Below are 12,682 nucleotides of genomic sequence, written 5' to 3'. Positions count from 1 at the left end.
TACGCATGATCCTCTGACCGGGACCGGAAGGAGTTCAGCCGAATCGCGCGGCGAGGGCGCGGTACAGCTTCGGCGCGACGCCGCGCACCCGGCCTGGCACGCCCATCCAACGCGGGACGTACACCTCGGCGCGGCCGCGTCGGATCGCGTCGATCGTCGCGTCCGCGACGCGCATTGCCGGGATAGGTCGGGGATAAGTGCGCAGGTAGGGCACTCCGCGGCGCTCGAAGAACGGCGTATCGACGACGCCGGGCACGACGAGCGTCACCCTGACTCCCGTGCCCGCCAGCTCGAACCGCAGGCTCTCCGCGAAGGCGCTGAGCCCCGCCTTGGCCGCCGAGTACACCGCCTCCTGAGCCACCGCGGCGCAGCCCGCGACCGAACCGACCAGCACGACGTGGCCTCGGCCGCGCGCGATCATGTGCGGGAGCAGCAGCCGGACCAGGTGCATGACGGCGACCAGGTCCACGGTGACGATCTCGTCGATGCTGGCCAGCGGCATGGTCTCGAACGGCCCGCACCAGCCGACGCCGGCCGACGCCACCAGCAGATCCACCCGGCCGGCCATGCCGAGGGCGCTCTGTGCGAGGTTTTCGCCACCGCCCGGGGCGGACAGGTCGGCTCGCAGCGCCAGCGCGCCGGTGCGTTTGGCGATGTGGCTGAGCTGCGCCTGGTCCCGGCCGCTGATCAGCAGTCGCCAGCGCCGCTGCTCGGCGAGGCGTTGCGCGAGCGCCGCGCCGATACCGGAGGACGCGCCGGTGACCAGGGCCACGCGATGCGTGAGCGCGGTCTGGGTGGTCGGGGTGCGGTCCGCCCGCGAGCGGATCACGGTCCGCCGCAGTTCGCCGCGCACGGCCGGCGGGCTGGCCGCAGTCTGGCCCGACCACAGGAAATGAGCCATGCCTTCTCTCCGATCGCTCGGCCGAGCCCGTGAAGCCGGCTCGGCTATGCCCCGGGAAGTGAGAGGTGCGCGCATCCGTTTCGTACGCGGCAGATTCGTGCGCTGTTGATTAATTTCATCCCGCGGGCGCGTGCGTTTAGCCAGCTACGGTGGGCGCAAACATGCGCAGCGCTCAGCCCGGATCGAGTTCATTTCCTATGCACCGCCGTTTCGGCGGCCGGCCCCTCGGCCGAGGCCTTTCCGGCAAGCCGATGGATCTCCTCGGCGGCATTCCCGGCGAACAGGGCGCGGCCTGCGCGCACCTGCCGGTCGCGCTTTTCGCCTGGCCGGGTCAACCACGCGAGAGAGTCGAGTAGCTCGGCATGGCTCCCGGCATATGCACTGACGCCTAGGTGCGCCATACGCAGTACACCTTCACGTCCGTGTCCTGCGATAGGCCGATAGCCGACCACAGGCAGTCCGGCGGCGAGCGCCTGGACGGCGGTTTGGCCTGCCGCGTTGTCGATGAGCACTGCGGCGGCGACCATCAGAGCCTCGATATCCTCGACCCAGCCGCACGAGAGCACCCCCGGAAGATGCTCCATCTGCGCCTGGATACGTTGGTCGCGGCCGCAGAGCACGACGGGCAGATATCCGTTGCGGTACAAGGCATCGGTGGTCTCCGGCAGGCCGCGCGCGACGCCCCACGATCCGGTCGAAATGAGGACGGGGATCCTTTCCTCACCGACGTGACGCAGCACCCTGACCCACCGATTTTCCTCGGTCACGGCCGCCTGGCGGAATTTCTCCGGCACGATCGGGCCTGGCGCGTACGCCGGCCGTCCGATTCGGGCACGTACTTGTTCGGCCGCATCGGCGCTGATGCATAGGTACACGTCGTTGCCGGGATGCAGCCACTGCCGGTGTACCGCGAAGTCGGTGACCATGACCGCTGTCGCCACGGAAAGTTCACCCAGAGCTCGCATACGGCCAGTGACCTGCGCGGCCAAGTGGAATACGGGCACGATGACGTTCGGCCGATATTCGTCCACTGTTTCGGAGAGCCTACGTGCGGCCAGCGCGGCCAGCGCCGTGCTCTCCGGGCCGTGCTCGGAGCGGAAGAACGCCGCGTAGATGCCGTCATAAAGCCATGGCGCGCGGCGTACCGCGGCGCGATAGAAGCCGCGCAGCGCCGAGCCCACGCCCGAAGGCAGCAGGTCGAGCACATCCACGCGACGCGCCTCGTGCCCTCGCTCGCGCAGTCGTGCGGCCAGTTCGGCCGCTACAGCCGCGTGCCCGGCCCCCATATCGGCGTCGATGATCAGCACCCGGTCCATCGCAGTGCGCTCCTTTCGGCCCAACCGTTGCGTGACCTGCGCGGTGGCCGGGTAATGCGTTGCGTGTCGCAGTCTTTCGCAGCCGACGGGAGTTCGATGGTTGACCACAAGCTGGCCACGCGGTTGCGCGCGGCCGGAGTGCTCGCCCTCACCGGTCACGTGCTGCCCGCCGGAACCTGGCTGCCCCCGGTGCGCCGCACGCTGCTGCCCGCGCTGGCCGGACTCGGTGCGGACGGCCATGTGGCGCTGACTTTCGACGACGGACCGGACCCGGCCAGCACTCCCGCCTTCCTCGACGAGCTTGACCGGCTCGGCGCGCGCGCCACGTTCTTCCTGCTCGGCGAGCACGCGGCGCGGCACCAGGCGTTGACCCGCGAGATCGCCGACCGAGGCCACGAACTCGGTGTGCACGGCTGGACGCATCGCCGCCCCTGGCTGCCATGCGATCCCCGCGAGCTGTCGGAGATCCGGCGCACGCTGGAAACCGTCGAGGTCGCGGCCGGCTGCCAGCCGCGTTGGTATCGGCCGCCCTACGGGATCCTGACCGGCGGGCGCTGGGCGGCCGCCGCGCGCTGCGGCCTGCGCACCGTGCTCTGGTCTGCCTGGGGAAAAGACTGGACGCCGCAAGCCACGCCGCGGTCCGTGTACGAGACGCTGCTGCCCGACCTGCGCGGCGGCGCGACGCTGCTGCTGCACGATAGCGATCGCACCAGCGCGCCGGGCTCGTGGCGCGCGACGCTCGGGGCGCTGCCGCTGGTGGTGGACGCCTGCCGGGCCGCCGGGCTCAAGGTCGGCCCGCTCGCGGCGCATGGAATCCCGCGCTTCGGCCGAGCGCCCGGGGTCGCGCACGCAGACGGCACCGAATCGTGACATATCCCCACCGTCCCATCCCAAGGCGGTAAGCGCGCGCGGCGGCTCTACCCGCAACCGGCCGATTCATCCACAGAATGGGGCCGTGCAGGCGATGTGCCCGCTCTGACCGAGGCTGGCACGAAAATGCCGCCGCCCGGAGCTTTGAGCGCCGAGCGGCGGCCTCCTTCGTCACCTCACGCGGAAACACTCGCCATGACGTCGCGGTATTCGGTAGGCGTCACGCCGACTACGAACTCCGGACGGCCTGGTGCCTGCACGTCTCCCGGCACCGCGAAGATGCGGTAGTACCGGTTGCGGTCGAGCCACGCCCGCGCCAGCCCCGTCTCGAGGCTGGGCAGGCGCAGTTCGGCCAGCGGTACGCCGCCCTTGACCTCATCGTCGCAGTCGACGGCGATCAGGGAGACGGCGTAGCCGAGCGGACGCATCGCGGCCGGCTCAGCGCAGCGTCGTGCGGGACATCACGCGGGACGAGCCGCGCATCGTGCCCTGGGCGATGGTCGCCAGCGCCATCAGGACCACCACGGCTCCGGCGATCACGTTGCTCACCTCCGAGCCCGAAGTAGCGGGCCGGCCGGAGATGACCCACGGCGCGATGATGGTCCACACGCCGACGAGGGCAGCGGCCCAGGCCATGCCGTGCGTCCGCTCGTAGGCGGCGCCGTAGCCGAGCGCGAACACCGCCAGGGCGACGCCGAGGATCAGGTCGTTGATCGCGAGGTTGCGGAACGTCGCGTTGAAACCGACGATCCAGGGCGAGGCCGCCAGGTACAGCGCCGCCAGCAGGCTCAGGCACTCGACCGCCTGCGCCGCCGGGCGGACCGCGGCGCGCTCGGAATCGGCGCGCAGCGCCATCAGATCCGGATGTTCCTCGATCCGCGGATTCTGTGCCACCATCACAGCCACCTCCTGTGGTTGCTTGATCTTGCCGTGATCTCGAGTGCCGTGCGCCCCTTGCTTTCTCCACCGCGCGGCCCCGGCAAACCTTGCTCTAGGCAACTTTTCACGCTCAGTCGCGCGCCGGTCACGGCGGCATCGCCCGTTCGAACGATCTGCGCGGCCTCGTGGCGGCGGATAGTGGGCCTGAAAAGCGCTGTTAGCAGCGGTTGCGCTTTATTGCCCTGCACTACATTTGCATAGTGCAGCTATCGGCTCTAGCTCACTAGCGTGAGCACCATGACCGAATCCGAGCGTGCCGAGCAGCGGGCAACGACGATGCGTCGGTTCCGCCTGCTCAGGTCCCTGCGCGGCGACGATCCGCAGCATGCCGCATTGCGCGCCGCGCTGATCGAGGACCACCTGACGTACGCGCGGCACATCGCGCTGCGCTATGGCGGCCGCGGCGAACTGACCGAGGACTTCGTGCAGGTGGCGTACCTCGCGCTGGTCAAGGCGGTGGACAACTTCGACCCGGAGCGCGGGACCGCCTTTCTCGGGTACGCGACGCCGGTCATCCTCGGTGAGATCAAGAAGTATTTCCGCGACGCCACCTGGGACGTCCATGTACCGCGCTCGATGCAGGAACTGACCCGAACCGTGCGCGCCTGCGCCGAGCGGATGACCCGAGAGCTGGCCAGGTCGCCGAAGGTCGAGGAGATCGCCGCGCGGATCGCGGTGCCCGCGGAATTGATCACCGAGGCGCTGGTGGCGATGGACAGTTACACGGTCGCGTCGCTGGACCGGCCGTTGCGCGCGGAGCCCGGCAGCCCGAGCCTGGTCGACCTGCTCGGCGGCGAGGACGAGCGACTGGAGGCGGTTGTCGACCGTACTGCGCTCAAACCGCTGATCGCGGCGCTGAACGAGCGGGACCGGAGCATCTTGATGATGCATTTCTTCCAGGGCATGACGCAGCGGGAAATCGGGGCGCGGCTCGGTTATTCACAGATGCACATCTCGCGGTTGCTCGCGTCGGTCCTCGGGCGCCTGCGTGCGGCGCTGTGTTAGCGGGTGCGGGACTGACGGGTGCGGGGCTGAGCGCCGCGGTGTCAACCGGCGGATTCCGGAGAGTAGGGGCGTCGTGCCGAGGACGAAAAGCGCGCTGTGACATCGGAACTCATCGCCATCCCCGCGGCGTTGCTCGCCGCGGCCGCCAATGCGATGGCCTCCGTGCTGCAGCGGCGCGCAGCCAGGCGTACCCCCTCCGAGCCGCGGCAGCGCCGCGCACTCATCAGCGAGCTGATTCGTCGTCGGGTGTGGCTGGCCGGGATCGGCTGCCTGGTCGCCGCATTCATCCTGCAGGCGACCGGGCTGTACCTCGGCGGACTCTCGCTCGTGCAGCCGTTGCTGTCCGCGGAGCTGCCGTTCACCCTGCTCATCGCCTCGCGGCTGTCACACAACCCGCTCGGCCGGCAGGCGTGGCTGGCGATCGCGGCGCTGACCGGCGGGCTGGCGCTGCTGCTGATCGGCGCGGCGCCGACGCCGGGCAACACCTCGCCGAGCGCGGTGGCCTGGATGGTGGCTGTGGCGGCGGTAGGCGTGCTGATCGGCAGCTTGATCGCGGCCGCGCGCTGGAGGCGCGGACCGGCCCGCGGCGCGCTGCTCGGCATCGCCTCGGGCGTCGGCTTCGCGCTGACCGCCGCGCTGATGAAGGCGGCGACCGAGAAGGCCGCGAACGGGTTCGCAGGGGTCTTCGCCTCCTGGCAGCTATACGCGATGGCGGCCGCCGGCGTCGGCAGCCTGCTGCTACTGCAATACGCGTTGCAGAGCGCGACACTCGCCGTCACCCAGCCGGCCCTGACCATCAGCGATCCGGTCGCCAGCACAGCGCTCGGCGTGGCGATGTTCGGCGAGCGGATCAGACTCGACGGTTGGATCGTGCTAGAGGTGGCTGGGATCGCTCTGATGCTGTGGGGCGCGATCCTGCTGGCGGCGAACCCGGTCTCATCCCCGCAGGCGGGCCGCGACCGTCTGTAGCCGCAGCCTCCACGAGCGAACGGCCGGCGCGCATCGCCTGACCGTTGCTGTTGTGAATGAATCCACCGGACCCGGGCAATACGGGTCGGTCGCAGATCGTCGGAGGGAGTGTTTGATCCAGATGGCCGAGAAGGTTTCCGACTACATCCTCAGCCGCTTGCGCGAGTGGGGCGTCGACCATGTCTTCGCCTACGCGGGTGACGGCATCAACGGGATGCTTGCCGCGTGGGGCAGAGCCGACAACGACCCGATGTTCGTGCAGGCCCGCCACGAGGAGATGGCGGCCTTTGAGGCGGTCGGGTACGCGAAGTTCTCCGGAAAGGTGGGCGTGTGCGCGGCGACCTCGGGTCCCGGCGCGATCCACCTGCTCAACGGCCTGTACGACGCGAAGCTCGACCACGTGCCGGTCGTCGCGATCGTGGGCCAGACCAACCGCAGCGCAATGGGCGGGTCGTACCAGCAGGAAGTCGACCTGCTGAGCCTGTACAAGGACGTGGCCTCAGAGTACTGCGAGATGGTCACCGTCCCGCAGCAGCTGCCCAACGTGCTCGACCGGGCCATGCGCATCGCCTACGCCAGGCACACGGTGACCGCGCTGATCATCCCGGCCGATGTGCAAGAGCTCGAATACGAGCCGCCGGAGCACGCGTTCAAGATGGTGCCCTCGAGCAAGGGCATGAGCCGCTTCGCGCCGATCCCGGATGACGAGGATCTGCAGCGCGCGGCCGACATCCTCAATGCCGGCGAGAAGGTCGCGATTCTGGCCGGGCAGGGTGCGCGTGGGGCCAGGGCGCAGGTGGAGCAGGTTGCCGACCTACTCGGCGCGGGCGTGGCTAAGGCGCTGCTTGGCAAGGACTCGCTGTCCGACGAACTGCCGTACGTCACCGGCTCGATCGGCCTGCTCGGCACCCGACCGTCGTATGAGCTGATGCGCGACTGCGACACGCTGCTGGTGGTCGGCTCGAGCTTCCCGTACTCACAGTTCCTGCCGAAGTTCGATCAGGCGCGGGCGGTACAGATCGACATCGATCCGTCGATGATCGGCCTGCGTTACCCCTTCGAAGTGAACCTGGTCGGGGACGCGGAGCGCACGCTCACCCGACTGCTGCCGCTGCTGCGCGCCAAGGAAAATCGCGGCTGGCGGGAGACGGTGGAGCAGAACGTCGCACGGTGGTGGGAGGTAATGCAGCGGCGCGCCGCCGTGGACGCCGAGCCGATTAACCCCGAGTACGTCGTGCACGCGGTCGACCGGCTGCTGCCTCAGGACGCGATCCTGACCAGCGACTCGGGTTCCGCGGCGAACTGGTACGCGCGGCACATCCGCATGCGCGGCCAGATGCGCGGTTCGCTCTCCGGAACCCTGGCGACGATGGGCCCCGGCGTGCCGTACGCGATCGGCGCGAAGTTCGCGCACCCCGACCGGCCGGTGATCGCGCTGGTCGGCGACGGCGCGATGCAGATGAACGGCATGGCGGAGCTGATCACGGCTGCTAAGTACTGGGAGCAGTGGAGCGACCCGCGGCTGATCGTGGCGGTGCTCAACAACCAGGACCTGAACCAGGTGACCTGGGAGATGCGGGCCATGGAGGGCGCGCCGCAGTTCGTGCCTTCGCAGTCGATCCCTGACGTGCACTACGCCGACTTCGCCAGGATGGTCGGGCTCGGCGGGGTGCGGGTGGAGAAGCCGGACCAGGTGGAGGCCGCCTGGCAGCAGGCGCTGGCCTCGGACCGGCCGTTCGTCATCGACTTCTGCACTGATCCGGCCGTGCCGCCGATCCCGCCGCACGCGACGCTGGACCAGATCGAGGCGGCCGCGACCGCGATGATCCACGGCGACCCGGACCGCGCGGGCATGGTGCGGCAGGGCGTGAAGGCGAAGATCCAGGAATTCCTGCCGGGTGGCCGGGATCGGGACGACCGGCCGGGCGCCGAGGAAGGCCAGTGACGCAGGACGCGACGACGAAGGTCGCGACAAGGAAAAGCAGGACGACGAAGAAATCCGTGGGCGGAAGGGCGGAGGGAAGATGAGCCTGTTGGTTCATCCGAGGATTCGGCCGGGCAAGGTTGCCGGGTCGAAGAAGCCTGCTGATCTGGCGACTGACGCCGCCGAGGCGGTGACCGCGGTGAAGGCCGCGGCCGCCGCGATCAAGACCGCGGCCAAGACGGCCGCGGTTGCGCCGGGTCGTGACGGGGCGCTGCGCAGTGAAGCGGCCGGTCTCGCCGGGCGGTTGCTGTGGAATGTGCGGCACGGCCGGTTCGAGCGCACGCTTTCGCTGCTGACCGCGGCCGGCTCGCTGATCACCGCGGCGGAGATCTATCTGGAGCACGACCGGGCCAGCTTCGGCAACAAGATGATGTGGTGGCCGGTGGCGCTCGGTCCGATCGGCGTGGCGGCTGGCGTGGCCGGTTTCTACGACGCCAAGGCGGCGCGCACCGTGCTGCCGATCGCCTCGGGGATGATCGTGGCGAACGGGTTGCAGGGCACGTATTTGCACGTGCGCGGCATCGCGCAGAAGCCGGGCGGTTGGTCGATGGCCCGCTACAACATCGAGCTCGGGCCGCCGCTGTTCGCCCCGCTGTTGGTCACGATGGTCGGCGGGATGGGCCTGGTGGCCTCGGTGCTGCGGCGGGAGCGATGAGCCGGGTAACAAGACGCGAGTTGCGGGCCGCCGAGCGGGCGCGAGTGCCCGGCGGCGGCCGCAACGAGCGTTTCCCCGGCTTTGACGTCATCCAGGAAGCGCACACCTGGGACGCGACGACTTCCGGCGTCGTGCTGGAACGGCTCGGCCTGCAACCGGATCTACGGTTCTTCGACCCGGCCGAGGAGGCTGCCGCGGCGGCTCTCTTCGACCACCTGCTGGCGCAGTGGGAAGAACCGAGGGTGCCGGTGCTGCAGATGGTCGACGCGCGCCTGGCTGAGGCGCAGACCGACGGCTGGCGTTACGAGGACATGCCCGAAGACGGCGAGGCATGGCGCAGGTCGCTGGCCGGGCTCGACCAGGACGCGCGCGAAGCGGCCGGTGATGAAGGGGTCTGCTTCGCCAATCTGAGCCGCGAGGAGCAGGCCGACATCATCCGCACCGTGCAGGGCCTGGACAGCAAACCGTGGCACGGCATGCCGGCCGGCCACGTCTGGAGCCTGTGGACCCGGTATGCGTGTACTGCGTTCTACTCGCATCCGTGGGCCTGGAACGAGATCGGTTTCGGCGGTCCGGCGTATCCGCGCGGCTACATGCGGATGGGTGTCGACATGCGCGAGCCCTGGGAGGTCCCCGACCGGCATCCCGAGGAAGACCCCGAGGCCGGTATCCAACGATGAACAGTAGGGCGTCACGATGAGCGCGGGATCCACGGGCACTGGACTCAGCACTGCCGCGCAGGCGGTCAAGAGTGCTGTGCTGCGCGGCGGGGTGCGGTCGCGTAACCAGTCGGCGTGGCTGCTGCCGAACGACGGCACCCGATTCAACAAGCAGCTGATCGAGAACATGCGGCGGCACGAGGACGGCGACGAGGTCGACCTGGTGATCGTCGGCTGCGGCGCGGGTGGGGCGACGCTGGCGCAGCGGATGGCCCGCGCGGGCTGGTCGGTGGTCGTGCTCGAGGCCGGGCCGTTCTGGGATCCGGACGCGCACTGGGTCAGCGACGAGGCGGGCTCGCACCACCTGTACTGGACCGAGCCGCGGGTGATTTCGGGTTCTGATCCGGTGCCGCTGGGCTCGAACAACTCCGGGCGCGGCGTCGGCGGCTCGATGGTGCACTTCGCCGGGTACGCCCCGCGCTTGCACCCTTCCGACTTCCACACCCATTCGCTGGATGGGGTCGGATTCGACTGGCCGCTGAGCTATGACGAGGTGCGACCTTACTACGAGCGGATCGAGCGCGAACTGCCGGTGGCCGGCCAGCGTTGGCCGTGGGGCGATCCGCATTCGTACCCTCATTCACCGCATCCGGTCGGCGGCAACGGCGAGATCTTCCTGCGCGGCGCGGCGGCGCTCGGCATTCAGGCCCGGGTCGGCCCGGTGGCGATCTCCAACGGCCGCTTCGGCAATCGGCCGCACTGCATCTACCGCGGGTTCTGCTTGCAGGGCTGCAAGGTGAACGCCAAGGCATCGCCGCTGATCACGCACGTGCCAGACGCGCTCGCGCACGGCGCCGAGATCCGTTCCGACGCGATGGTCAGCAGGATCGCGACGGACCAGGACGGCCGGTACGCGACCGGCGTGCACTACTTCTTGCGCGGACGTGAGCACTTCCAGGCCGCGCGCATGGTCGCGGTGGCCGGATATTCGCTGGAAACCCCGCGGCTGCTGCTCAATTCGGCGACCGCGCGGCACCCGAACGGGTTGTGCAACGAGTATGACCTCGTCGGCCGGTACTTGATGGTGCAGGGCGCGCCGCAGACCGCGGGCCGCTTCGCCGAAGAGGTGCGCATGTACAAGGCGCCACCACCGGAAGTGAGCAGCGAGGAGTTCTACGAGACGGATCCGTTGAAGGAGTACAAGCGCGGTTTCTCGATCCAGAACGTCTCACCGCTGCCGATCACCTGGGCCGAGCACGTCTCGGCGCAGGGGCACTGGGGTGAGGATCTGCGTACGTACATGAGCGATTACGTGCACTGGGCCACGCTCGGCGCGCTGTGCGAATTCCTGCCCCTGCCGCAGAACCGGGTGACGTTGGCGGAGCAGAAGGATCGTTACGGCCTGCCGGTGGTGAACATGTCGTACAGCATGTGCGACAACGACCATGCGTTGATGCAGGCCGCTCAGGCGAAGATGGAGGAGATCCTGCACGCGGCCGGGGCCGCCGAGGTGATGACCATCCAGCGGTTCGCGCACCTGGTCGGCGGCGCGCGGATGGGCCGCACCGCGCAGGAGGGCGTGGTCGATGCGAGCCTGCGCAGCTTCTCGATCCCGAATCTGTTGATCACGGACGGGAGTGTGTTCCCGACTCAGGGATCTGCGAACCCGGCGCTGACCATCATGGCGGTGGTCGACCGCGCGGCTCATCTGCTGGCCGAGGGCGCCCGCGGCGGCGTGCGCGCGCCGCAGCGTGCGGCGACGTGACGGCCGGCGGGACAGAAGCGATTCGACGAACGCGTTCCGACGAACGGAGGATGAGACAGTGAGTCAGACCGTTGTCATCACCGGCGCTAGTGGCGGGATCGGCCGGGCGACGGCGCGCGAGTTCGCCAAGCGCGGCGCGCGCATCGGCCTGGTCGCCCGCGGGCGCACCGGTCTTGAGGCGGCGGCGCGCGAGGTCGAGCAGCTGGGCGGCAAGGCGCTGGTGCTGCCGACCGACGTGGCCGACCACGAGCAGGTGCGAGCCGCGGCGGACCAGGTCGAGGCGGAGTACGGCCCGATCGACGTGTGGGTCAACGTCGCGTTCACGTCTGTGTTCGCGCCCTTCACCGAGATCAAACCGGAGGAGTTCCGCCGGGTGACCGAGGTGACGTATCTGGGCTCTGTCAACGGGCTGCGAGCCGCGCTGAGCAAGATGGAGCCGCGCGATCACGGCGTCATCGTGCAGGTCGGCTCGGCGCTCGGGTCGCGTTCGATCCCGTTGCAGTCGGCGTATTGCGGCGCGAAGCACGCGGTCAACGGTGTCGCGTCGTCCATTCGCACGGAGCTGATGCACAAGCGCAGCAACGTGAAGCTGACGGTAGTGCAGATGCCGGCGGTGAACACCCCGCAGTTCTCCTGGGTGCTCTCCCGGATGCCGAACCACCCGCAGCCGGTGCCGCCGATCTACCAGCCGGAGGTCGCCGCCCGTGCAGTGGCCTTCGCGGCGGATCATCCGCAGCGCAAGCAGTACTACGTGGGCTTCTCGACGGCGCTGACCATCACCGCGGAGAAGTTCTTCTCCGGGCTGCTGGACCGCTATCTCGCCAAGACCGGGTTCGACTCGCAGCAGACGGAGCAGAAGGCCGCCGCGAATCGGCCGGAGAACCTGTGGGAGCCCGCTGACGGTGACAGCGGCCACGACTTCGGTGCACACGGCGAGTTCGACCAGCGCTCGCACAACCGCGATCCGCAGGTTTGGGTCTCCCGGCACGCGCGCCTGGCGGGCGTCGGCGCGGCGGCGGCGGGGCTGGGCGTGCTCGGGGTATTGACCCGGACCACGAAGCACTGATGCAGAAGACGGAGAGTCGCGGGGTCTCGTTGACCGCGTTGCCGTTGACCCGGTTCGCCTACGGGGCAACGCTGCTGGTGGCGCCGGGCGCGCTGATCAAATTGACCTGCGCGCATCCGGCGGACCCCCGGGCCAGGCTGGTCGCCCGGGTTCTGGGCGCGCGCCACTGCCTTCAGGCGGTGGTGGTCGGCAGCGCCCGCGCGCCGATCGTGCACAAGCTTGCCGTGGCGGTCGACTTGCTGCACGCGCTCTCGATGGAGGGCATGGCGGTGTTCGATCACAAGAACCGCAGAGCGGAGATGGTAGACGGCTGCGTCGCTACCGCGTTCGCGGGCGCCCAGCTGGTGTCGCTCACATCTTCAAGCGGGCCCAGCGGCGTTCCGCGTCCTCCCAGGAAAGGTTGTGGAACCACTCGGCTCGCTTGACTGCCTCTTCCCACGTGAAGGTCTTCGCCGAACGCAGGAAGTTCTGTCCGTCCCAGGTGGACATCTCCAGGAAGAACTTCGTGAACTTGTCGCTCTGTGATGTCGGTGGATCACTGATGGCCGCGATC

General features: G+C 69.2%; 13 protein-coding genes. 8 read left to right on the top strand and 5 right to left on the bottom strand.

The window, feature by feature from the left end; genetic code table 11:
• Positions 1-34: 34 nt before the first annotated feature.
• Together VN779_RS17000 and VN779_RS16995 are read right to left on the bottom strand one after the other, a co-directional pair.
• A complete protein-coding gene (locus VN779_RS17000; RefSeq protein WP_325724415.1) occupies positions 35-901 on the bottom strand; it encodes an SDR family NAD(P)-dependent oxidoreductase in 867 nt (288 codons plus the stop codon).
• Between the two features lie 188 nt (positions 902-1,089).
• Positions 1,090-2,217, bottom strand: coding sequence for an MGDG synthase family glycosyltransferase (locus VN779_RS16995; protein ID WP_325724413.1), 1,128 nt, complete (start codon positions 2,215-2,217; stop codon positions 1,090-1,092).
• 96 nt (positions 2,218-2,313) lie between these two features.
• Here VN779_RS16995 and VN779_RS16990 point away from each other — a divergent pair, with 96 nt between their 5' ends.
• A complete protein-coding gene (locus VN779_RS16990) occupies positions 2,314-3,087 on the top strand; it encodes a polysaccharide deacetylase family protein (RefSeq protein ID WP_325724411.1) in 774 nt (257 codons plus the stop codon).
• 176 nt (positions 3,088-3,263) lie between these two features.
• Here the strand turns inward: VN779_RS16990 and VN779_RS16985 are convergent, their stop codons facing one another.
• Together VN779_RS16985 and VN779_RS16980 are read right to left on the bottom strand one after the other, a co-directional pair.
• Positions 3,264-3,515, bottom strand: a complete 252-nt coding sequence (locus VN779_RS16985) for a hypothetical protein (RefSeq protein WP_325724409.1) — start codon at positions 3,513-3,515, stop codon at positions 3,264-3,266.
• A 10-nt stretch (positions 3,516-3,525) separates the two neighbouring features.
• Positions 3,526-3,984 carry an SPW repeat protein gene (locus VN779_RS16980; protein WP_325724408.1) on the bottom strand — a complete coding sequence of 153 codons (459 nt, stop codon included), beginning with the start codon at positions 3,982-3,984 and terminating at the stop codon, positions 3,526-3,528.
• A 279-nt stretch (positions 3,985-4,263) separates the two neighbouring features.
• On the opposite strand from VN779_RS16980, the gene VN779_RS16975 reads away from it, so the two are divergent.
• The 7 genes from VN779_RS16975 to VN779_RS16945 all read left to right on the top strand — a co-directional run bounded on the left by VN779_RS16975 (position 4,264) and on the right by VN779_RS16945 (position 12,129).
• Positions 4,264-5,031: a SigB/SigF/SigG family RNA polymerase sigma factor gene (locus VN779_RS16975; RefSeq protein ID WP_325724406.1), complete on the top strand. Its 768-nt coding sequence runs from the start codon at positions 4,264-4,266 to the stop codon at positions 5,029-5,031.
• A 96-nt stretch (positions 5,032-5,127) separates the two neighbouring features.
• Positions 5,128-6,000, top strand: a complete 873-nt coding sequence (locus VN779_RS16970) for a DMT family transporter (RefSeq protein WP_325724404.1) — start codon at positions 5,128-5,130, stop codon at positions 5,998-6,000.
• Positions 6,001-6,121: 121 nt separating this feature from the next.
• Positions 6,122-7,945 (top strand): thiamine pyrophosphate-requiring protein, encoded by a 1,824-nt coding sequence (locus tag VN779_RS16965; protein WP_325724402.1) that lies wholly within the window; start codon positions 6,122-6,124, stop codon positions 7,943-7,945.
• A gap of 250 nt (positions 7,946-8,195) precedes the next feature.
• Positions 8,196-8,639 (top strand): hypothetical protein, encoded by a 444-nt coding sequence (locus tag VN779_RS16960; protein ID WP_414639694.1) that lies wholly within the window; start codon positions 8,196-8,198, stop codon positions 8,637-8,639.
• Positions 8,636-9,319 (top strand): gluconate 2-dehydrogenase subunit 3 family protein, encoded by a 684-nt coding sequence (locus tag VN779_RS16955; protein ID WP_325724398.1) that lies wholly within the window; start codon positions 8,636-8,638, stop codon positions 9,317-9,319. Before VN779_RS16960 ends, VN779_RS16955 begins: the two co-directional genes overlap by 4 nt.
• A 16-nt stretch (positions 9,320-9,335) precedes the next feature.
• Positions 9,336-11,063, top strand: coding sequence for a GMC family oxidoreductase (locus tag VN779_RS16950; RefSeq protein ID WP_325724396.1), 1,728 nt, complete (start codon positions 9,336-9,338; stop codon positions 11,061-11,063).
• 58 nt (positions 11,064-11,121) lie between these two features.
• Entirely contained in the window at positions 11,122-12,129 is a 1,008-nt protein-coding gene (locus VN779_RS16945; protein WP_325724394.1) for an SDR family oxidoreductase, read from the top strand.
• Positions 12,130-12,480: 351 nt separating this feature from the next.
• Here VN779_RS16945 and VN779_RS16940 read toward each other — a convergent pair.
• Positions 12,481-12,682, bottom strand: a 202-nt coding sequence (locus tag VN779_RS16940; protein WP_325724392.1) for a hypothetical protein, incomplete at its 5' end; no start/stop codon positions are given.

This window comes from Actinocrinis sp. (genome assembly GCF_035605935.1).
GTDB lineage: Bacteria > Actinomycetota > Actinomycetes > Streptomycetales > Catenulisporaceae > Actinocrinis.
This window is presented reverse-complemented; position numbering and strand designations above follow the sequence as displayed.